General features: G+C 70.2%; 22 protein-coding genes. 13 read left to right on the top strand and 9 right to left on the bottom strand.

Annotated elements, in window-relative coordinates:
- The first annotated feature begins 74 nt into the window (after positions 1–74).
- The 4 genes from VM681_01875 to VM681_01860 all read left to right on the top strand — a co-directional run bounded on the left by VM681_01875 (position 75) and on the right by VM681_01860 (position 2,965).
- On the top strand, positions 75–1,739 hold the full coding sequence (locus tag VM681_01875) for a helix-turn-helix domain-containing protein (protein HVL86748.1): 1,665 nt from the start codon (positions 75–77) through the stop codon (positions 1,737–1,739).
- 86 nt (positions 1,740–1,825) lie between these two features.
- The gene (locus tag VM681_01870; protein HVL86747.1) at positions 1,826–2,176 is read left to right on the top strand and encodes a hypothetical protein; all 351 of its coding nucleotides are present in this window, start codon (positions 1,826–1,828) and stop codon (positions 2,174–2,176) included.
- 100 nt (positions 2,177–2,276) lie between these two features.
- Positions 2,277–2,468, top strand: coding sequence for a hypothetical protein (locus VM681_01865; GenBank protein HVL86746.1), 192 nt, complete (start codon positions 2,277–2,279; stop codon positions 2,466–2,468).
- 65 nt (positions 2,469–2,533) lie between these two features.
- A complete protein-coding gene (locus VM681_01860; GenBank protein ID HVL86745.1) occupies positions 2,534–2,965 on the top strand; it encodes an OsmC family protein in 432 nt (143 codons plus the stop codon).
- A gap of 27 nt (positions 2,966–2,992) precedes the next feature.
- Here VM681_01860 and VM681_01855 read toward each other — a convergent pair whose 3' ends face one another.
- Positions 2,993–3,355, bottom strand: a complete 363-nt coding sequence (locus VM681_01855; protein ID HVL86744.1) for a rhodanese-like domain-containing protein — start codon at positions 3,353–3,355, stop codon at positions 2,993–2,995.
- Between the two features lie 141 nt (positions 3,356–3,496).
- Between VM681_01855 and VM681_01850 the strand changes: the two genes are divergently transcribed.
- On the top strand, positions 3,497–4,579 hold the full coding sequence (locus tag VM681_01850; protein HVL86743.1) for an alcohol dehydrogenase catalytic domain-containing protein: 1,083 nt from the start codon (positions 3,497–3,499) through the stop codon (positions 4,577–4,579).
- Here VM681_01850 and VM681_01845 read toward each other — a convergent pair.
- Complete coding sequence (locus VM681_01845) at positions 4,576–4,941, bottom strand: rhodanese-like domain-containing protein (GenBank protein ID HVL86742.1); 366 nt, start codon at positions 4,939–4,941, stop codon at positions 4,576–4,578. The genes VM681_01850 and VM681_01845 overlap by 4 nt on opposite strands.
- A 109-nt stretch (positions 4,942–5,050) precedes the next feature.
- Between VM681_01845 and VM681_01840 the strand changes: the two genes are divergently transcribed.
- From VM681_01840 to VM681_01815, 6 genes are all read left to right on the top strand, one after another.
- Entirely contained in the window at positions 5,051–5,173 is a 123-nt protein-coding gene (locus VM681_01840) for a hypothetical protein (GenBank protein ID HVL86741.1), read from the top strand.
- Positions 5,170–7,824 carry a beta-galactosidase gene (locus VM681_01835; GenBank protein ID HVL86740.1) on the top strand — a complete coding sequence of 885 codons (2,655 nt, stop codon included), beginning with the start codon at positions 5,170–5,172 and terminating at the stop codon, positions 7,822–7,824. Before VM681_01840 ends, VM681_01835 begins: the two co-directional genes overlap by 4 nt.
- A 78-nt stretch (positions 7,825–7,902) precedes the next feature.
- The gene (locus tag VM681_01830; GenBank protein ID HVL86739.1) at positions 7,903–9,780 is read left to right on the top strand and encodes a glycoside hydrolase family 15 protein; all 1,878 of its coding nucleotides are present in this window, start codon (positions 7,903–7,905) and stop codon (positions 9,778–9,780) included.
- A gap of 13 nt (positions 9,781–9,793) precedes the next feature.
- On the top strand, positions 9,794–10,981 hold the full coding sequence (locus VM681_01825) for a glycosyltransferase family 4 protein (GenBank protein HVL86738.1): 1,188 nt from the start codon (positions 9,794–9,796) through the stop codon (positions 10,979–10,981).
- 5 nt (positions 10,982–10,986) lie between these two features.
- Positions 10,987–12,186, top strand: coding sequence for a glycoside hydrolase family 57 protein (locus VM681_01820; GenBank protein HVL86737.1), 1,200 nt, complete (start codon positions 10,987–10,989; stop codon positions 12,184–12,186).
- Entirely contained in the window at positions 12,183–13,148 is a 966-nt protein-coding gene (locus VM681_01815) for an ROK family protein (GenBank protein HVL86736.1), read from the top strand. Before VM681_01820 ends, VM681_01815 begins: the two co-directional genes overlap by 4 nt.
- A gap of 8 nt (positions 13,149–13,156) precedes the next feature.
- Here the strand turns inward: VM681_01815 and VM681_01810 are convergent, their stop codons facing one another.
- The gene (locus tag VM681_01810; protein ID HVL86735.1) at positions 13,157–15,202 is read right to left on the bottom strand and encodes a CocE/NonD family hydrolase; all 2,046 of its coding nucleotides are present in this window, start codon (positions 15,200–15,202) and stop codon (positions 13,157–13,159) included.
- A gap of 34 nt (positions 15,203–15,236) precedes the next feature.
- Positions 15,237–17,372, bottom strand: coding sequence for a cytochrome c biogenesis protein CcdA (locus VM681_01805; GenBank protein HVL86734.1), 2,136 nt, complete (start codon positions 17,370–17,372; stop codon positions 15,237–15,239).
- Between the two features lie 153 nt (positions 17,373–17,525).
- Between VM681_01805 and VM681_01800 the strand changes: the two genes are divergently transcribed.
- Positions 17,526–17,678 (top strand): hypothetical protein, encoded by a 153-nt coding sequence (locus VM681_01800; protein HVL86733.1) that lies wholly within the window; start codon positions 17,526–17,528, stop codon positions 17,676–17,678.
- Positions 17,675–18,199: a DUF2269 domain-containing protein gene (locus VM681_01795; protein ID HVL86732.1), complete on the top strand. Its 525-nt coding sequence runs from the start codon at positions 17,675–17,677 to the stop codon at positions 18,197–18,199. The genes VM681_01800 and VM681_01795 overlap by 4 nt, the downstream gene beginning before the upstream one ends.
- An 11-nt stretch (positions 18,200–18,210) precedes the next feature.
- On the opposite strand, the gene VM681_01790 is transcribed toward VM681_01795, so the two are convergent.
- The 5 genes from VM681_01790 to VM681_01770 form a co-directional block, all read right to left on the bottom strand.
- Positions 18,211–18,564 carry a four-helix bundle copper-binding protein gene (locus VM681_01790; GenBank protein HVL86731.1) on the bottom strand — a complete coding sequence of 118 codons (354 nt, stop codon included), beginning with the start codon at positions 18,562–18,564 and terminating at the stop codon, positions 18,211–18,213.
- A gap of 115 nt (positions 18,565–18,679) precedes the next feature.
- Positions 18,680–18,988: a thioredoxin family protein gene (locus VM681_01785; GenBank protein ID HVL86730.1), complete on the bottom strand. Its 309-nt coding sequence runs from the start codon at positions 18,986–18,988 to the stop codon at positions 18,680–18,682.
- An 82-nt stretch (positions 18,989–19,070) separates the two neighbouring features.
- Positions 19,071–19,994, bottom strand: a complete 924-nt coding sequence (locus tag VM681_01780) for a hypothetical protein (GenBank protein ID HVL86729.1) — start codon at positions 19,992–19,994, stop codon at positions 19,071–19,073.
- A 59-nt stretch (positions 19,995–20,053) separates the two neighbouring features.
- The gene (locus VM681_01775; protein HVL86728.1) at positions 20,054–20,545 is read right to left on the bottom strand and encodes a plastocyanin/azurin family copper-binding protein; all 492 of its coding nucleotides are present in this window, start codon (positions 20,543–20,545) and stop codon (positions 20,054–20,056) included.
- A gap of 41 nt (positions 20,546–20,586) precedes the next feature.
- Positions 20,587–21,186, bottom strand: a complete 600-nt coding sequence (locus VM681_01770; GenBank protein HVL86727.1) for a winged helix-turn-helix transcriptional regulator — start codon at positions 21,184–21,186, stop codon at positions 20,587–20,589.
- Positions 21,187–21,205: the final 19 nt, after the last annotated feature.

Below are 21,205 nucleotides of genomic sequence, written 5' to 3'. Positions count from 1 at the left end.
CGATTCGTCCGAATTCCGTTGGACGCGCCCGTCGCCGGTACAGAAAGCGTTAAGGACCGTGATTCGAAAGGGGGGTGGGAGAGCGGAAGGACATGCGAGCGTGGGCGGTCGCGTTGCTGCTGCTGATCCTCCCGCAGGCGGCGGGCGGGACCGCGGAGGTTTCGCACGACGGCACGCGGGTTCTGGCCGTCGATTCGCCCTTGCCGCTTCCCGCCATCGAGTTCGATGCGCGCGCCGCCGCCGGGCAGGCCCTCGCCCCCCTGCCGCCCCTGGCCCGAAGCTACGACGAGGCCTTGGCCGGCTGGCGCCTCGACGAGCGCGGCGCGACGGTCTCGGCCTCTCCTTCGCGCGCCCGCGCGCACGTGGCGGATGAGGACCTCGATCTTTCGCTTCCAGAGCCGCCGGTGGAGTCGTCTTCGGTGCGCCTCGACACCGCCGAGACGTATCGCGCCCTCTCGCTTCTCCTGGACGTCGTCGTCGAAGAACTGTTTGGCCGCTCGGGAACGGCGATGGAAGGGGCCTGGCGGGAGGTCCAGCCCCACGCCGACGAAGTCGTGCGGAAGGTGACCCGCGAGCTGAACCGGTTGAGGATCACTCCTCCTTGGTGCGGCGAAGGTTCGCCCTGCTACTCGCCGAGCCTGGGGGACGAGCTTCGGGAGAACTACGCCGTGGCGGCCTCGTTTGCCCGGGCGTACCTGAGGGCGACGCTCCACGACGGAGGTCGCCTGGTTCCGCACGAACGCGTGCAGACGGGGCTTCCAAGGCCCGTCGTCGAGGTTGCGGTCGAAACGGGCCCCGTCCGCTCCGCCGGCGAGGCTGCCTCGGCGGCGACGCGGGCGGCCGCAAACGCGGCGCTGGAAGCGTTCGACGAGGTTCCCGACGCTCGCGTGCGCCTCGACGTTCCTGACCTTCGCGTGTACACGAGCGCCTCTCCCAAGACGGGAGACTCGGAAACGGCGTACTCCGCCGGAGGAAGGGACGAGCTGACGTCGGAAGCCGAGAAGGCCGCCGCCGACGAGGGGCGGGCCGCGTTCGAAGCGCTCGATCCCTCACCGAAGCTGCGACCCTCCGGGACCTTGCCGCTGGGCGGGCCGTCGGCCGGGTCGATGGCCGTGCCCGCCCGTGCAGCCCCTGCGCCCGACGCGCCGCCCCTTGCACTGGGGCTTCTCATTCTGGCAATGCTCGCTGTGCCCGCGTGGCTCCTGTCGCGGCGCATCGGGGCCGCCGACGCGCTGGAAAACGCCAACCGCGCGCGCGTCTTTGCCCTGGTCGCGCAAAAGCCCGCCGTCACGCCCGCCGAGGTCCGAGACGCGCTTGGGATCCACTACACGAGCGTCGTGCACCACCTCCGCATGCTCGAAGAGGCCGGCCACATTCGAACCGAGCGCGCGCAAGGACGCATCCGCTGCTTCGAGAACGGAGGCCGGTACGATCCGGTCGAGCGCGCGACGCTGGCCGCCCTGCGACACCCGACGGTCGAGCGCCTGCTCCGCGTGCTCGCCTGGAACGCCGGCATCCAGCAGGCCCACGCGGCGCGCAAGGCGGGCATCCGTCGCACGCTTGCCAAGCACCACGTGGACCGGCTGAACGCCGTCGGCGTGGTCGAGCGGGAGCGCCTTGGGCCGCGCGTGCGGCTGCGCCTTGCGCCGGCGGCCCTCGACACGGTGCTCTCGCGCGCGGCCCTGCCGCAGCCAAGCGACGAGCCCGCGCCCGTCCTGCCGGGAAGCGCCGGGCTCTAAAAGACCGGAAAACGCCCCGGGGCCAAGCAGGATCGCTTTGGGCGCATTTCGAAAGCCTTACCCCACGTGGGCGAGTAACGGTCTGCGTGCTTTCCCCCGGCGTCCACCACGCCATCCACGACCGCAACTTCGCCGATCTGATGAAGGCGGAGAAGGCGGTGCTCGTCGTGGGGCGGACCGATTGCGCAAACTGCGGGCCGTACAACGAGGAGATCGAGCAGCTCGTCCGAAAGCCCCACTTCAAGAGCATCGTCTTTGGCAAGCTCACGCTCGACAAGCCCGGCGGGCTCGAGTTGAAGAAGTCGCAGCCGTGGCTGGCCGACCTCGCGCTGCTTCCGCACACCGTGCTCTACCGCAAGGGCAAGAAGGTGGACGAGTTTGCCGCGGCCAACGCGGCCACGCTCGTCGAGCACATCGAGGACTTCCTGCTCAATTGAGAGCAAGGCTCAAGCCGCTACGCGTCCGCCGGTCGACTCGACCGCAGGTTTGCGACAAGCCTTTTTCGAAGCCTTTCGACGTCGGACGGACGGTGATTCGTTGGTCCGCTGCCAGATGTGCAACCAGGACTTCCCGAACGAGCAGGAGCTGCGCACGCACAACCAGATCTCCCACCCCGAAGCCGGCGTGGGCAAGACCGTCGGCGGGGGCCAGCGCGGAACGACGGGGACGACCGGCGGGACAGGCGGCGGCCAGACCGGCGGCGGCTCCCGGACCGGCCAGAACCGGTGAGGGCTTCCGGGCGGCCACAAGCTTCTAGTCTTGAAGCACCATGGCCGCCCCGAGGCTTCGAACGCATGCTCAACCGCACGGCAAACGCGACGTGGACGGGCAAGCTCAAGGACGGCAAGGGTCAAGTCAGCACGGGCAGCAAGGCGATCCAGAACCTGCCCCTCTCCTTCACGACGCGCTTTGAGGGGACGCCCGGCACCAATCCCGAGGAGCTCATCGCCGCGGCGCACGCGGGCTGCTTCTCGATGGCCCTCTCCAACGAGATCGACAAGGCCGGGCTCACGCCCGAGCGCGTGGACGTCACGGCCACCGTGAAGTTCGAGAAGACCGACGCGGGCTTCTCGGTCACGAACATCCACCTCGACGCAAAGGCGAAGATCGCCGGCGGCGACGCCAAGGCCTTCGAGCAAGCGGCGGAAAAAGCCAAGAACGGCTGCCCCATCTCGCGCCTTCTGGCGCCAGGCACCAAGATCACGATGACGGCTCGGACCGCCTGAACCGCCCCGCTTGCGCAAAGAGTCCGGCTAGATTCCCTGCGACGCTTGCGTCCTTGGGCCGGAGCGCTCGAACGGGAATCCGGCGTTGGCCCACGCCTCGAGGCCGCCCTCGAACTCGAGCACGTTTTCGTAGCCCATGGCCTCGAGCCTGCGCGCGGCCCTCTTGCTCGTTTCGCACGTCGGCCCGGAGCAATACGTGATCACCGGAGCGCGGACGTCGAGGATCTCGTCCCTCGCGCGCCGCTCGAAGTCGGGCGCTTCGGCGGGGAGGTTGACCGCCGTGGGAAGGTGCCGCTTGGCGAAGCTCTCCGGCCCCAGCGCGTCCACCACGATCACGTTGGGATCCGTCTCGATGAGCCGCTTGGCTTCCTGCGCGTCGATGTAGCGCATGGACAACGGCGCGCGGGCCCGAAGACATCACGTTTGGGGGACGGTCGTCGCTTGTTTACTGCGCATCTGCGCAGTAACGGGCGGGCGCGCCGCCCGCAAGCGTCCCCCAACCGGGATGAGCGCGCCGGGAAACGTCCCCGCATGCGCGCCGTCGTCTGGAGCCCCGGACGCCGCGAGCCGCGTCTTGCCGAGCTGCCGGAGCCTTCCCCCGCGCCGGGCCAAGCGCTCGTCCGCACGCTGTGGACGGGCATCGACGGCACGGACGAGGAGGTCGTCGCGGGCGAGGGCAGGCTTCCGCCGGGCGAAGGGGAGCTCGTGCTCGGCCACGAGGCGCTCGGCGAAGTGGTCGCGGCGCCGGCCGGGTCGGGCCTGGCTCCCGGCGATCTCGTCGTCCCGCTCGTTCGACGAGGCTGCGACCGGTGCCTTGCTTGCGCCCACGGCGCGCCGGATCACTGCGAGACCGACGCGTACGTCGAGCGCGGCATCAAGCAGGCGCACGGCTTCATGCAGGATCTCTTCGTCGAGGCGCCCGAGCGCCTCGTCCGCGCGCCGCCGGAGCTCGGGCGGGCGGCCGTGCTCGCCGAGCCCCTGTCCATCGTGGAGAAGGCCCTCGACCAGGCGCGCCGCGTGCAGGCTCGCCTGCCGTGGTTTGCCGGCTCGTTCGAAGGCGCCCGCGTGCTTGTCGTCGGCATCGGCAGCCTCGGGGGGCTTGCCGCGATGCGGATGGCGCTCGAAGGCGCAAAGGTGGTGGGCGCGGATCGCAGCGGCCCCGAGGAGCCCGGCGGTAGGCTCCTTGCCCGCGTGGGCGCCGCGCACGTGGACGTCCGCGAAACTTCGCTTGGCGAGGCCGCCCGCGCGGGAGGCGGTTTCGACGTTGCGTTCGAGACGACCGGGAATCCGGACGTCACCGTCCAAACGGCGGCGGCGCTTGCGGCAAACGGTCTCCTCGTGCAGCTGGGCCTTCCCTCGCCCCAGGCGCATGCACGCCTGCCGGCGGCGGTCCTGCGCGATCTTGTCTTGGGCAACCGAGCGATCATGGGCTCCGTCAACAGCCGCCGGGAGCACTTCGAGCGGGCGCTTGCGGCCTTGAGCATGATGCGGGCGCGTTGGGGGGATCTTCCGCGGGCCGCCATCACGCGGACGTTTGCCCCGTGGCAGGCCGAGGAGGCCTTCGGCGAGGAGCGCGTCGTCAAGAAGGCGCTCGCGTGGGGCGCCATGGACTAGAGTCGCGCCGCGTCGGGCTCCTCGGGCGTCTCCGAGGGCTCGACCGGATGGCCCGCGCCGGCCCACTGCGAGAACCCGCCGTCGAACAGCAGGACGTCGCGGTACCCCATGGCGTCCATCGTGCGCGCGACCTGGCGGCTTTCCGGGGACCGTGAGTTCTCGGCGTACACGAGGATGGTCGCTTGCGTGTCGAGGACGAGATCCCGCGCCCGCCGCGCGAGGTCGGGCGCGTCGGCGGGCAGGTTGATGGCGCCGGGCACGCGGCCCTGCCCGTACCGCTCGGAGGCCCGCGCGTCCAGCACGACGACCCGCCCGTCGGCCTCGATGCGGCGCTTTGCTTCGTCCACCGTGACGTACCGCATGGTCACCGACGATTGTCCGCGCGCCGGCGGGTAAGGTTTCGGGGACGCTTGACGCCGCCGGGGGACGTCCCAAAGGGATTCCCTGGGCGGCCGGCGTCATGGTGAGGCCATGACGCTTCGTTGCGCCGCTTGCCTGGCGGAGTTCGCATCGGCCCACGCGCTCGTGCTGCACCGGCGGCTCGTGCACGAGGGTCCGGCCCACCATCTCCACCGGCAGGGAGGACGCCATTGAGCGCAGTCGATGTGCATCGCGGGGTGTTCGTCCACAACGGCCGGCCCCGGTTCCTCCTCTCGGGCGACTACCCTTACTACCGGGACGAGGCGGACAATTGGGGACCGCGCCTGGACGAGTTCCTCCGCGCCGGCGTGCCCGTGGTCACGTGCTACATTCCGTGGCGCCATCATGCGCCCGAGGATCCGCTGCGGGGTCACGGCGCGTACGACTTCGACGGTCGCACGCAGCCCAACCGGAACGTGAAGGGCTTCCTCCGGCTGTGCCAGGAGCGGGGACTCGCCGTGATCGCAAAGCCGGGCCCCTTCGTGCACGCGGAGCTTCGCTTCGGCGGGCTTCCGACGTACGTCGACCCGGACCGCAACCCGAGCATCGAGCCCGAGCTCATGGGCGACGGCGAGCCGTACCGGTGGATCCAGAACCCGCGCGTGCCGGAATCCCACCGCAAGCTTCCGGCGCCCTTGGACGCCGCGTTCAACGAGTACGTGCGGGACTGGCTCTCCATGGTGGCGCGCGAGGTGATCGGGCCCTTTGCAAGCCCGAAGGGCCCCATCGTGGCGATCCAGCTCCTGAACGAGGGCCTCTACAGCGACGCGGCAAGCGGCATCATCCCGAACTACGGGTACAGCCGAAGCAGCACCGCGCTCTGGCACGAGTTTTTGGCCGCGGCGTACGAGTCGCTTGCGCGCTACAATGCGCTCCACGGGACCCGCCACGAGCGCTGGGCGGAGGTTCCAAGCCCGCGCCAGCTTCGCGCGGCCGATTCGCCCGCCGGCATGCTGACGTACCTCGACCGAAGCCGCTACACGCACGTCCTGTACGAGAAGGTGATCCGCCGCTACCGGGCCTACCTGTTCGAGGGGGGCATGCCGACGGACCTGCCCGTGTTCATGAACTACGCGCCCAACGGCAACGCCTACCAGACGCATGCCGGCTCGAACGACGGCTGGTACTCGAAGGTGGCCTGGCATTCCGGGCACGGCGTTCGCTGGGGGTACACGAACTGGGGCGGCGTGGCAAGCCACCAGCCCAAGGCGTTCCTGCAGTACGTGCTCGCGGCCACGCGCGAGCGCGGCGTCAACCTGGAGGAGAACTGGGGCTTCAGCGACTATTACGACCCCGCCTACGAATGGGTGCAGCCAAGCTACTTCCAAAGCGCGCTCTTTGTGGCCGGCGGAGCCACGGGGCTCAACGTCTACACCATGGTCGGCACGCGCGCGTGGCGACGGGACGACAATCTCCACGGACAGGTGTTGCCGACGCACTACGGCGGGCTTCCCGCCTGGACGCGTGCCGACCTCGATTATCCGCCGCACGCGCCCATCCACGCCGACGGCTCGCTCGACGCGAAGTTCTGGACCGTCCGGCAGCTTGCCGATTACCTGGAGGCCGAGGGCGACAGCTTCGTGGGCCCCTCGCGCGCCGACCTCGCCTGGGCCGTCTACCCGCCCTACGCCTGGGCCGGTGCGTGGGCGCCGCACGGGGCCGTCGACGAGCATCCGTGGCGCGCGTCGGGATTCCGCGCCTGCCCGCGCGTCGCCTACCGCGGCCTGGAGGCGTTCCTGGAGAGCGCGCTTGACGCGCAGCTTGGCGCGGGTCAGGTGAACGTCTACGACGAGCCCGTCTCCCGGATCGCCGAGTACAAGATGCTCTGCGTGGGCGGATACGAGTACATGGACGCCGGCACGCAGGCAAAGCTCGTCGAGTTCGTCGCGCGCGGCGGCACGCTTCTTTGGACCGGCCTCCTGCCCCGTTTGGACGAGCACCTCGTGCCCACGGAAGACCACCCGCTGCGGCGCCTCTTTGGCCACCGCGAGCGGCGGTTCCACGAACTTCCAGACGGTAAAAACCTCGAGGTCACGCTCGACGGCTGCGGAACGATCGGACGCGCGTGGGACTGGATCGTGGCCGTGGACCGTCCCGACGACGCGCTCGCCGTCGCGCGCGCGGAGGTCGAGACGATCGGGTACGTTCGCGCCTACGGCAAGGGAACCGGGATCTACCTCGGATTCCACCCGTGGTACGCCTCCTTGAGCGGCGACCCGCTGGACCGCGTCGGCGCCAACCGCGAGCTCGTCCGCAAGGTGGCGCAACGCTACTCCGACGCCCGGTTGGCGTGGGCGCGCGCGGTCCCTTCCGCCCCATCCGTCTACGCGTGGCAATACGGTGGGCTTGGCAACGCGGACGTGGAGCACCTCTTCGTCGTGGGCCGCAACCCGTCTCCCCGCGTGGTCGAGGTCGAGTTCACGGGCGCCTCGGGCCGCCACGACCGCTTCCGGGTGGGGCTCGTGCCGGAGACGGTCTGCGCGGTTTCCTTCGAGCGAGGCCGCGCGCGAAGCCTCCTGCTCAAGTGCGTGAACGACAACGACTCCGTGGCGGTGCCGCCGCTTCTGGAGGAACCCGGCGGCGCGTGGTCGGCGGACGCGCCGTGCGACCTCTGCGTGGCCAAGGTCGGGCCCGACCGGTGGCGCGTCTCGATCGCCCACGCGCCCGCGCGTCCCGTGCGCGTCCGGTTGCCGCTCGAAGCCTCGTCCGTGGGTTCGCCGCGCGGCAACGTGCCCTGGCGGCGCGTCGACGCGGGCGTGGAGATCGAAATGCAGGATCTCTCGCGCGGGGGCGCCGTGACCGTGCGCGGGAACGGCAAGGCGTAACGGGCGACGCGTGCGGTTCCCCCGGTCGACCGTGAATTTATACCCGGATGGTGACCTACGCCGACACGGCGCCCACGCATGATCACGATGCTCGCCGGCAACTCGCGCATCCTACTCACGGTCGACGAGCTTGGCAACTGGGCCCAGCTGTACTACCCGTACGCGGGTCAGTACCAACATCTCCGCGAGGTCCGCCTTGGGATCTTCGACGCCGAGACGCGCCGCTTCTCGTGGCTCTCCGAGCCGGGCCCCACGGGCTGGCGGATCGAGCAGTCGCTCGTGGCGCAATCGAACGCGGCCGAGACGGCCTACCACGGCACGGAGCTTGAGGTGCGCGTGACCGACATGGTCCACTCCAACCACGACCTCGTCATCCGGCGCATTCGCGTCCGGAACCACGGGCCGCGCGTGCGCAAGCTTCGTGTCTTCCACTATCAATCGCTTACCATCCAGGAATCGATGTACCAGGACACCTGCTACTGGGACAGCGAGCGAAAGACGGTGAACCACTACAAGCGCAACTTCTACTTCCAGCTCTGGGGCCGCCCCGACTTCACCGGGTTCACCTGCGGCGAGCACACCCTGAAGGGCCTGCGCGGCTCGCACGTCGACGCCGAGGACGGCAAGCTCGAGGGCGGCCTCATCAGCCACGGCGCGGCCGACTCGGTCGTGCAGTGGGACGTCGAGGTGCAACCCGACGGCGAGGCGATCGTCTACCTGCTCGTGATGGTGGGCCAAAGCCGCCACGCGGTGAACGCGTTCTACGCCATGCTTTCGCGCCGCGACCCGGCGGGCCTCTCGCGCGAGGCGATCGACTTCTGGCGCCACTGGCTCTCGAACAAGAGCCTGCGGATCCCCGCCGACCTCTCCCGCACGGCCCAGGACGTGTACGAGCGCACGGTCTTCCTGCTGCGCGACTGCGCCTCCGTGAACGGGGCCGTCGTCGCCTCGCCCGACCCGCGCACGCTCAAGGGCAGCGGAGACACGTACACGTACAATTGGTGGCGCGACGGCGGCTACATCAGCAAGGCCATGGACGAGGTGGGCTTGTACGAGTACGCGCACCGGTTCCTCCAGTTCGCGGCCAAGTGCCAGGAGGACGAGGGTTACTTCCTGCACCGCCACTTCCCGGACGGCACCGTGGGCAGCACGTGGCATCCTCCTCCCTTCATCCAGGCCGACCAGACGGCCACGGTGCTCGCCGCCGCCTGGCACCACTTCAAGCGCCACGGCGACCTCGACCAGCTCCTCGAGCTTTGGCCCATGGTGAAGAAGGGCGCCAACTGGCTCGAGAGCTTCGTCGACGAGCGGGGGCTGCCCAAGCCGAGCTTCGACCTGTGGGAGGAGCGCAAGACGGTCAACGCCTACACGTGCGCGGCCGTGTCGCACGGCCTCGAGCGCGCGGCCCGCATCGGCGAGCAGCTCGGCAAGGAGACGACCCGGTGGCACCAGGTCGCGCGCCGCATGCGCGAGGCCACCCTCGAGCACCTCTGGGACGACGCGCGCGGCTGCTTCCGGAAGTCCATCGATCCCCTGGACGAGACGATCGACGCCTCGACGCTCCTTGCCGTGAAGCTCGGGGTGCTCGAGCCCTCCGACAAGCGGGCCGAGCGCCTCGTGCAGGCCATCGAGGCGCGGCTGTGGAACGCGGAGGTGGGCGGGCTTGCGCGGTACGAGAACGACACGTACTACGGCAAGGAGAACCCGTGGATCATCTGCACGCTGTGGCTGGCCGAGGCGCACCTGCTGCTGGGCCGAGAGAAGCGATGCCTTGAGCTCATCGAGTGGGCGGCGGACACCGCCTCGCAGACGTTCCTCCTGCCCGAGCAGCTGGACGGCCGCACGGGCGAGCACACGTCCGTGACGCCGCTCACCTGGAGCCATTCGACGTTCGCCGACGTCGTGAACAAGTACCGCCGCCATCGCGAGGGCGTGGCGGACGACCGCACCGAATGAAGGAGGCTGTCCCATGAAGGTGGCGATGATCGGTTGGGAGTTCCCGCCGTTCCTGGCGGGAGGCCTTGGCGTCCATTGCCTCGAGCTCACGCTCCAGCTTGCCAAGCTTGGCGTCGAGATCGACTTCTACATGCCCCGCGTCGCCGCCGAGGGGGACCTTCGGGTGGCCGACGCGCACAGGCACCTCAACATCATCGAGGTCGAGGCCGAACCGATCGCTTCCCCGTACGGAGGCACCCGCAAGCGCGGCTACGATGCGGCGTTCAACGACGCCGTCGCGCAGTACAACGCGCGCCTGGCCCGCGAATTCCGATCCCACGACGCCGACCTCATCCACGCCCACGACTGGATCACGGCGCCGGCCGCCCTGCACCTGCGCGGCGTCACGGGCAAGCCGCTCGTCTGGACCTGCCACTCGACGGAGTGGGACCGAAGCGCCGGCTTCTACCCTCAGTCGTGGATCATGGACGTCGAGCGCCGCGTCTCGCGGGAGGCCGACGCCGTCATCAGCGTCTCGCGCTACACGGGCCACGAGCTCGCCCGCCTCTACGGCGCCGATCGCTCGCGCCTCGTGCCCGTCCACAACGGGGTCGACTTCGCAAAGTTCTCCACCGCGGCGGAGCGGGACTACGGCGCCGTGCGCCGGCGCGTGCTGTTCCTCTCGCGCGTCTCGCGCCAGAAGGGGCCCATGCACTTCATGGAGATGGCCCGTCGCGTTCTCCGCTCGCGGCGGGACGTCGAGTTCGTGGTGGCCGGCAAGGGCGAGATGCTCGGGGAGATGGTGCGCTTCGCCGCGCACGAGGGCATCGCGCGCAACGTCACGTTCGCCGGGTACGTGCCCGAGGACCGCCTTCCCGAGGTCTACCGCCAGTCCGACGTCTACGTGCTGCCGTCGGTCTCCGAGCCCTTTGGCATCAGCGTGCTCGAGGCCATGACCTCGGGCTTGCCGACGATCGTGAGCAAGACGACGGGCGTGGGCGAGAACCTCGCGCACGTGCTCAAGACCGACTATTGGGACGCCGACGAGATGGCCGACCTCGTCCTCTCGCTTCTGGACCACCGCGTCCTGCGGGAGACCCTCGGGCGCAACGGCGCGCTCGAGGTCCGCAAGTTCACCTGGGCGGCCTGCGGACGCAAGACGAAGGACGTGTACGAGGGCGTGCTGGGACGGGGACGGCCGGCGCGGGGGTACGCCAGTTGACGGCGGTGTGCTTCTATTTTCAGGTCCACCAGCCCATGCGCTTGGCGCGGCTTCGCGTGTTCGACTCGATCCCCGTCGAGCGATACTGGGACCACGCGAAGAACAAAGCCATCTTCGACCGCGTGGCCGACAAGTGCTACCTCCCGACCAACCGGCTGCTCCTCGATCTCATCCGCGAGCACGGCGGGCGGTTCAAGGTGGCGTTCTCGCTCTCGGGCACGTTCGTCGAGCAGGCCAACCGGTTCCGCCCGGAGGTCATGGACAGCTTCCGTGAGCTCGCGCGGACCGGCTGCGTCGAGTTCCTGGAGGAGACGTACTACCACTCCCTCGCGGGTCTCTGGGAGGACCAGAGCGAGTACCGGGAGCAGATTCGCGAGCACCGGGAGCTCATGAAACGCGAGCTCTCCGCCGAGCCGCGGATCTTCCGGAACACCGAGCTCATCTACGACAACCGCATCGCGGGCACGATCGAGTCGCTCGGCTACGACGCCATGATGACCGAGGGGACCGAGAAGATCCTCGGCTGGCGATCGCCCAACTACGTGTATCGCCCCGCGCGCGCCGGAAGCAAGCTCAAGGTCCTTCTGAAGAACTACCGGCTCTCGGACGACGTTGCCTTCCGCTTCTCGACGGGCCCCTCGTGGCCCGAGTGGCCGCTCACCGCCGACAAGTACGCGAGCTGGCTTTCCCAGGCCGAAGGCGCAAGCGTCAACCTGTTCATGGACTACGAGACCTTCGGCGAGCACAACTGGCCCGAATCGGGCATCTTCGACTTCCTGCGCCACCTGCCACGCTTTGCGCTCGCCCATCCGCACGTTTCCTTCGTGACGCCATCGGAGGTCGTGCAACACAACGAGCCCGTAGGCGAGATCGAGGTGCCCTTTGCCATCTCGTGGGCCGACACCGAGCGGGACGTCTCGGCGTGGCTTCACAACGAGATGCAGCACCTCTGCTTCAACGAGCTGCGCGAGATGGCGCCGCTCGTGCGCGAGGCCAACGACCCGGCCCTCACGCACGCCTGGCGCCTGCTGCAGACGAGCGACCATCTGTACTACTGCACGACCAAGCACATGGGCGACCAGGACATCCACACGTACTTCTCGCCGTACGACTCGCCCTACCAAGCTTTCGTGAACTACCAGAACGCGATCCGCGACCTGCGGGCAAAGCTCCTCGCCCGGACGGGGGGGAAGGCGCTCCATTGACCGCCCGTGACGCGCCCACCGTCGGCGTGGACGTCGGGGCGACCAACGTGCGCGCCGCACTCGTCGCTCCGGACGGCCGCATCCTTGCCGCCGAACGGCAAGCGCTGGGCGACGAGCGTCCGCCCGAGCGCGTCGCCGCCGTTGTGTCGGAATGCGTCGACCGCGTCCGCTCGAAATCCGACGTCCCACCGGCGGGCCTTGGCGTGGGCGTGGCCGGGCAGGTCGACGCGGACAAGGGCGTCGTCCGCTTCGCCCCCAACCTCGGCTGGCGGGACGTTCCGTTCGGCGAGAAGCTTCGCGCGCGGACGGGGCTTCCCGTCGTGCTCGCAAACGACGTGCGTGCGGCCACGCTTGGCGAGTGGAACCACGGCGCCGGACGCGGCGCCGAGGACCTCGTCTGCGTGTACGTGGGGACCGGAATCGGCGGCGGCGTCGTCTCCGGCGGACGGCTGCTGCAGGGCGTCTCCGGGCTTGCAGGCGAGCTTGGCCACGTGCCTGTGGCCGTGGGCGGGGCCGCGTGCAGCTGCGGGGGACGCGGGTGCGTCGAAGCCTACGCGGGCGGATGGGCGATCGCACGCCGCGCCATGCAGATGGCCGCGGCCGACTCCCGGGCCGGGAAGCTCCTGCTCGACCTTGCCGGCGGCGACCCGGCGGCCGTGACGAGCGCTCTTGTCGCGCGCGCCGACCACGACGGCGACCCTTTGGCCCGGCGCGTCGTCGACGACGCCGCCGAGGCCCTGTCGGCCGCCTGCGTGGGCCTTGTCAACGCGTTCAATCCGCAGATCCTCATCGTGGGCGGCGGCGTCGTCGTGGGCTTGCCGCGCCTCGTGGGCGCCGTCGCGCGCGCGGTGGAGGAGCGGGCGCTCCCCGCCTCGCGCGAGTCGGTGCGCGTGGTCCCGGCGGAGCTTGGCGACGACGCCGGCGCGGTGGGCGCGGCGGTCCTCGCGCGGAAGTTCCGCTGAGCGGAAACTCACAGGCGCGCGCTTTCGGGCAGCGGCCGGTAGAGGTCGCCGTCGGCCACCGGAAGCTCGAGCGCCGTGCCGTCGGCGTGCAGGACGATGACGCCCGGCTCTCCCGGCTGCACCAGGAACCAATCGTCGTGGTGGGCCGCGCGCACGACAAGCCGCAGGGCGTTCCCCCGGGCGAACACGTATTCCGTCGGGAGCATCGGCAGGCTCACCTCGACGGTCTGCCCGGGCGACAGGGGCTCGTAGCGGTCGTGCCCGCGGTGATGCGCGAGGTTGAACATGCCGAAGGTGACAAGCGTGGCCCGCCCTTGGGGCTCGACCTCGTAGAGGTAGGCGGCCACGTGGGCGTTGCGCGCGCCTTCGAGCGAGACCTTCAGGCGAAGGTGCGGCGTGCCGGAGAGGGCAAGCCCGTCGACCGCCGAGCCTTCGAGCGCAAGCGAAGGCAAAGCGGGCTGCAGCGCCGGAAGCGACAGGGGCGTGGGCGTCGACAGGACGCGCGCGGACCCCGACGCGGGGCGGGGCGAGAGCGCGCCCGCCGCGAAGTCGGCGTGCAGACGATCGGTGCGCACGCCTTCGTCGCCGGGGCGGGGCGGCCACGCGTCGGCGAACCGGTGCGTGCCCGCGTTCGTGAGAAGGTCGGCGTTCGGGAGACGGTCCACCCCGACCGCTTTGCCCTTGAGATGCTGCTCCATCCACGCGAGGAAGAGGACCTCCTGGTCCGGCCGCGCGGGGTGCTGGTGGGCCCAGTGGCCAAACAGCCCGAGCTTGGGACCGGGCAGCGCGTGGAACCAGTGCACGGCCATCGTGCTCTTGACGTTCGTGTCCTCGAAGCCTTGCGTGTAGAGGACGGCCGCGCGAACGTCCTTGGCGCGAGCGGAGAAGTTCCGCTCCGCGTAGAAGGCGTCGTAGATCGCGCGCGGATCGTTGGCGCGCGCGGTGAGCGCGGGGTCGCAGAACCCGGAGACCGCGTTTGTTGCGAGGTATTGCGGCCTGGCGGGCTCGACGTTCTCGAGAAAACCGGTGCCCGACTGGTAGCCGATCGGGCTTCCGACGTTCTCGCCGTTGGGGACGCCGCCGAAGTGCCAGTCGTCGTAGGCGTTGATGACGGGCGCGACGGCGATGATCGCCTTCAGCGCGGGGGGCGCCAGGACGGCCGCCTGCGTGGGCGTGGTTCCGACGTAGGACTGGCCGTAGAAGCCGACGTTGCCGTCGCTCCAGGACTGCGCGGCGGCCCACTCGACAAGCATGGCCTGGTCCCGCTGCTCGTTGGGCCCCCATACCTCCATGCATCCAGTGGACCTGCCGGTCCCGCGCACGTCGGCCGACAGCACGGCGTAGCCGCGCTTGGCCCAATCCTTCACGAAGTACGCCCACATGCTGGGATTCCCGGCCGCGTGCTGGGGCCCGTTGTACGGGCTCGAGCTGACGATGACGGGCACGGGACCGTCGACGGCGGGCCGCGTGAGCTGCGCGTACAGCCTCGCGCCGTCGTGCGCCTCGATCCACACCTCCTCGGTCGGCAGGAGATCGTGCACGGGCTTCGCGAGGGCGTCGAGGTCGAGAAGCGCCGCAAGCCCGTCGACCGGCGCCGTGACGAGCTCGATCGTGAGCCAATGGGCGCTCGGTGCCCGCGCGCTCCAGGCCCGCAGGACCCACTCGGCGGGCAGATCGTCCACCGCCGTGAGCGCCGAGCACGAATGGACGGAGAGACGCGGGGCCCAGCCGTCCTCGACGGGGTTCGCATTGCAGCGTCGACGGTCCGTGTCCGCGTTCCGCATGTGGGTGAGGATCGGCAGTCCCTCGGGCACCGCGGCCGTCAGGCGAACGAGCGTGACGCCCTCCGGGATCGTGAAGCGCTGCTCGAAGGGAAGCGGCACGTCGCGCAGCGTGACGAGCGCGCCGCGCGCGGTCGCCTCGACGAAGGCGCCCGCCGGAAGCGTAAGGCTTGCAAGGTCGAGCGGGGTCGCACCCGGCGCCTCCGCCGGCTCGACGGGCTCGGGCCCAAGGCAGCCGGCAAGCAAGGGCGCCGCAAGAAGCGCGACGAGCACGCCGGCCGACCTTCGTCGAGAGGCCATGGTCGCCTCAATAGCCGCCCAGAAGCGGCATCGTGTAGTACCACGTGAGGTACACGCCGACGACGATGAGCACGATCGCGCTCACCTTCTTGATGAGCGGCATCGCGTTGCGCAGGCGCTTCACGAAGGCGCCCTGCGTGTAGCCGAGCGCGACCGTCACGCCCACCATGAAGACGGCCATGCCAAGCCCGTAGAGCGCAAAGGCGGTGAGCGCCGCGACGAAGCCGCCCACGAGGAGCGCCCCCAGGACGACGGCGATGAACAGCGGCGCGTGGCACCCCAGGCTCGCCGAGCCGTAGCCCACGCCGTAGGCGAACAGGCCGAGGTTGCTGCCCTCCTGGCCCTCGATCGACTTCGAGCGAACGGCGCGCGAGAGCGGTCCCAGCGCCTGGCCGATCCGGTACGTCGGAAGCGTCCAGCTCGTCAGCATCACAAAGCCAAGCACGACTAGCGAGACGGCCACGATGGGGCCAAGGTAGGCCACGTACTCCTTGACGACGTTGCCCGTGAGCGCGATCACACCGCCCACGATGAGGTACACGAGCACGATGCCCACCGCCGCAAGCGTGCCGCCCACGGCGGCCTTGCGCACGGCGCGCCTGCGGGCGTTGGCGTCGAGCGCCGCGTCGGGCCTCTGCTTTCCGAGGTAGTAGCTCATGTAGCCGGGAAGGAGCGGGAACGCGCACGGGCTGAAGAAGCCCGAGACGCCCGCGAGGAACGCAAGCACGAGGAAGCCCGAGCCGCCGCCGGCCGAGGAGACGGTGACGACGCCGGCCGCCGACGCCTTGTAGGTCGCGTCGAACTCGTTGAACGAGGGCGCGCCCGTCATCACGTGGCTCACCTCGCCCTTCTTGTTGATCCACACGACCTTGGGCATCTCCGACACGCCGTACTTGTCCGCGAGCTTGTCCGTGTCCATGGCGTAGCGCCACGTCGTGCCGTACTTCACGCGGTACTCGTTGAGCATCGCGTCGTCCTCGGTGAGGTCGATGTCGATGCCCAGGATGACGATCTCGTCGTCGCCGTACTTGGCGTCCATCTGCTTGAGCGGCGGGATGAGCTTCTTGCACGCCACGCACCACGTGGCCATGAAGTCGAGCACGACGACCTTGCCGCGAAGGTCCGAGAGCCGGATCACCTCGCCGTCGCTCGTGCGGACCGTGAAGTCGGGCGCGGGGCTCGGCTTCACGATGAGCCCGAGCGCCTCGGCGATTCCTCCGAAGACGTCGGCGAGCGCGTTGGTCTCGCGGATCTGGACGACGCCGATGGCGTGCACCCACGCGCCCGTCACGTCCTTGGCCATGAGCATGACCTGGTAGTGCCCGGGCCTCACGCCGCGGGCGTCCCACTCCCACTCGAGCGCGCGGCCGCCCTCGGCGTCGAGCAGCCGAAGCGGCGCGTCCATGCCCAGCATGGGAACGCTGCCGTCCATCTCCGCCGCGCGCGCGGACTCCTCGCTTCCGAAGGGTCCCATCGCGTGCACGACGGCGCGGTCCACCGTGGCACCGCCAAAAGGCGCGTCCACCACGCCGCGGGCGTGCACGATCCCGCCGCGCACGTCCACCCCTTCCAGGCGCGCGGACAGGAGCGAGCCGGGAAGGAGCAACCGCGTGCCTTCCTTGCCAAGCAGGATCTCGCCGCCTCCGCCCAGCGTCTTCACGCGCAGCGTGACGGAAAGCGACCCCTCGGCGGGGACGACGAAGTCCGCCGGCGCCTGGCCGAGCCACTCCATCGGGTGGTTCATGAGCGCCATGGTCTGCGTGACGACCGTCGCGAGCGTCTGGCCGCCGGAGACGAACTCGAGTTGGAATTGGGTCTCGCGCTGGATGGGGTTGCGGCTCTGCGCGACGACGGCCGCGTGCAGGGGGCCGTTCACGGAAAGGGGCGCCGCAAGGGGCGCGGTCGCAAACGTGGCGATCTCCTGCCAGGTTGCGCCGCCGCCAAGCGGCGAGAGGCCGGAGACTCCGTCGAAGGCAAGGGCGGAATCGGCAGGCGGGGCGACGGCAAGCGAGCCGCCGGAGCCGGCGTAGAGGGGGACGCCCCCGTCCATGGCAAGCGTCTCACTGTGGTGGCCGCCCGCCGGAATGGCACCGACGAGGAGAACCGAGACGAGGAGCGTGACGGCGAGGCGACTGAGCGGCATGCAAGCCTCCGGGCGGGCAGTGGAAAGGTCGCTTTAAATAGATTGTCGTGACGATCTTGCCAAGGCGTGCGATGAATGATCATCGCAGTTGCGATGAATGATCATCGCGAGGTCTTTCGCAGCCTTTTTCGAGACGCCGCGCATCCTTGGCTCATGCCAGGCGATGCGGAGTACCCGGGCGCTCCCGTTTGGGTGAAGGCGCTCGCGCTCGTCGCGCTGGCCGCCGGGCTTGTCGTCGCCGCCCTCCTTCTCACCGGCCACGGCCCCGCGATGCACGGGCCGCCGTCCGGCGGGCACTCGCCATGATCCTACCGCCGGCGCTGCGCAAGCTCCTCCTTTCCGCGCACCTGACCGTCTCGGTGGGCTGGATCGGCGCCGTGCTCGCGTACCTCGCGCTCGACGTCGCGGTGGCCACGAGCGGCGAGGAATCGACGCTTCGGGCGGCATACGCTTCCATGGAACTCGTCGCGTCGAACGTGATCCTCCCGCTTTCGCTGGCGGCGCTTGCGACCGGCGTCCTGCTTGCGCTCGGGACGCGATGGGGGCTGTTCCGTCACTACTGGGTCGTCGTCTCGCTCCTCTTGACCGTCGCGGCCGTGGCCGTGCTTTGGGTGGAGCTGGGAACCATCCGCGCGCTCGCGGCGACCGCCGCCGACCCCGCGACGACCTTCGACGAGCTTCGCGCGCTTCCCGGGACGCTGCCGCACTCGGCGGGAGGGCTTGCGATCCTCCTCCTCGTCCAGCTGCTGAACGTGTACAAGCCGGCCGGGCTCACGCGGTACGGCTGGCGCAAGCAGCGCGAGGAGACCGGCGCGGCGCGCGCGTAGGCGGCGCCACGTCAGCCGGCCATGGAGCGGCACGAGGCGGCGCACTTGCGGCACACGTCGGCGCATTCCTTGAGCACGGGGTCGTCGGCCAGCCGCTCGCAGCTCTCGGCGCAACGCTCGCACGCCTCCGCGCACGCGCCGCAGACCGCGCCGTGGAGCGGCGAGTCGCGGGCGAGGAAGCCCGCGGAGGTCTCGCAGATGCGCGCGCAGTCGATGAGCAGGGCGATGTGCTCGGGCCGGGCGTGGTCGCCGCCCTTCGAGAGGCAATAGGCGAGCGTGCGCTCGCACGTCTCGAAACAGTCGGTGCACGCGTCCAGGCAGTTCTGCATCTCGCGGTCAAGCGTCTGAGTTTGCGGGGTGGGCATGGCGATCGGGCGGGCAGCGGCGCCGCGCACGTAAGGTTCGACGGTGCGGCTCGCGCGTTGGTCGACGCCTTGCGTAGCGTGCCGGACATCCATCCGAAAGCGATGGGTCCCGTCGTCAGCGCGTCGGGCCGGATCGTTCCTTCAGCCTGGCGTTGGCCAATGGATACCTTTGCGCAAGCATGGCGTAGAACTCGTCGCCGCACATCCACGGCTGGTCGAGCCGCCCTTCGACCTTGATCGCCGCGTCGACGACAAGCGTGGGGACGACGCGGACGCCGTAGGCTTCCATGCGGGGCTTGGCGGAGGGGTCGCGCACGTCGATCACCTCGAGCTCGCACGGGCCGCACTTGCCGACCTCGACCTCGCGCTGGAACGAGACGCAAAGCGGGCAGCCGCTGCTGAAGAGCTCGAGCCGATGGGGCATCGAGGCTCCACGCGCGCGGACGGGTTTAAGCGTTCCGACGCCGGCGATTCCGCCCGCGCGCCGGATGAGGATTCTGGGCTCGTCAGGGGTCGCCCCGCCGCAGGACGTGCCAGCTCGCGCCGCCATCCGCGCTTTGCCAGATCGTCGTGATGGCGCTCGCATAGAGGCTGTCCGGATTGGACGGGTCGATCGCAAGCGCGGTGACGACGGCATCCGCCGGGAGGCCGGTTCCGGCGGGAATCCAGGTCTCTCCAGCGTCTTCGCTTCGCTGGAGTCCGCCGGCCCGCAGGAAGTAGGCGAAGAGCACGGAGGCGTCCTCCGGGTGGGCGGCAAGCGCCGTCACCGCATGCCCTTCTCCGGCGACGGTGGTCCACGTCGTGCCTCGGTCCGTGCTGCGCTGCAAGCCGTGGAGGCCGCCCGCGTACACCGTATTCTCCGCGGCGGCGGGCGTGGCAAGGACGAGCGCCGGTTCGGCGAGCCCGTTCGTGGCCACGCGTTCGAAGTCCTGCCGGTTGGCGGTCCGGTAAAAGCCGGTTCCGCTGTGCGCGCAGTAGACGATGTCCGGGTTCGCGCGCGCGACCGCCATGCCGTGGCAGTCCACCTGCCCGCCCAGCGCGACGACCCTCCAAGTCCGGCCGCCGTCGGTGGTTTGCCGCACGCCCTGGCTGCCGCCGCCGGCCGGATGCCCGCTCGACCACGCCGTTTGATTGTCGTCTGGGTGCAGCGTGAAACCCATGAAATCGGAGCGGTCCGCGCCAACGTAGGCCCACCGGTCTCCGCTGGTGCCGCGGATGAGGCCCGCGTGCGTCGCGACGAAGAGGACGGTCGGGTCGCCGGGATCGACGGCCACGCCGTGGATGTGGACGAAGCGGCTTGCGGGTTCGCCGGGGCTCGAGTCTGCGGAAGGCCCGCCCGGACGTTCCTGGTTGCCAAGGCAGCCCGCCAGAAGGACAACGAGCGAAACGCCGAGGGCCTCAAAGGCGCGCAACGCGCGAGTGGGTGGCATGGACGCTCTTGCGGGGACCGGCCCGCCGGACCTTGAATGTGGCGACGTCGGCACGGCCCCTACGCCCTTGGCGCCCGCGTCGCAAGCGTGAGCGCGCCCAGAACGGCGACCGCGAAAAGCGAAAGCTCGAATCCCGGCTGCCGCCGCTCGCCGCCCGAAGCTCCCTCGACCACGATCACGCCGTTCATGCCCACGGCGCGGTGCGGGTCGCAGTAGAAGTCGAACGCGCCGGCGACGGGCAGGCGGAACTCGACGCTTGCGGGCGGATCGCCGGGACGGGCGAGCGCGTGGTGCGCCGGCGCGCAGTGGTGGTCGAGGCCGACGTCGGCGCACCAATTGTGCACGTCCGCGTTTGCGGCGGGGTTCTCGAACACGACGCGCAGGCGGTCGCCGGCGGCGAGGCGGATCTCGGCGACGTCGAAGCAGTAGCCGGTCGCGTTCCCGCACGCCTCGCCTTCGAGCGCGCGGACGGTCCGCTCGACGGTGGCGGCCTCCGCGCTCGGCGCGAGGACGCAGGCGGCAAGGAGCACGGCGGCCGGGAGGAAGCGCACGGCGCGGCATACGGCGCGGGGAACAAAGCCCTTGGGTCGTCTCATCGCCCTGCCGCCAAGCGCCGGTAGCGGTCGCGGAAGACGCCGCGGCAGGTCGTGCAGCAGAAGTAGCCCCGCTTGCCGCCGATCCGAGCGCTGACGGGCTCCTCGGGGAGGGGGCCCCCGCAGAGGAAGCAGCGGATCTCGAGCGTCGCGCGGCCCGTCCCGAAGCCGCGCCCGGCTCGCCGGCTGCCGGAGCGCACGCGGCGTGCGTCCGCCTCGCGCACGAACGGAAGCTTCGCGATGCGGCGGCGGACCTCGGCCGCCTCCTCCTCGCTTCCGGTGAGGAGGCGCGCGAGCACCGTGCCGTCGTCGAGCTCGAGGGATTCGGCGACGGCGGGCTCCGCCCCAAGCGCGGCAAGCAGGCGCTCCGTCGCGCCGGACGAAGGGGAGAGCAGCAGCAGCGATTCGACGCCGCCGATGCGCACGAACTCGACGCGCGCTCCGTACCCCTGGATGACGCCAAGCTCCTCCAGGGCGCGGACGCGGCGCGCGACCGTGGGCGTCGTGGAGCCGGTGCGGCGGGCGATCTCCCGGTACGACGCGCGGGCGTCCTGCCGGAGGATCTCGAGGATGCGGGAGTCGAGCGCGTCGAGCTTCACGCCCGCGGAAGGCCGACGG

It is taken from the genome of Candidatus Thermoplasmatota archaeon (assembly GCA_035541015.1).
GTDB lineage: Archaea > Thermoplasmatota > SW-10-69-26 > JACQPN01 > JAIVGT01 > DATLFM01.
Note: the sequence above shows the minus strand (reverse complement) of the source record. Positions and strands in the feature narration are given on the sequence as shown.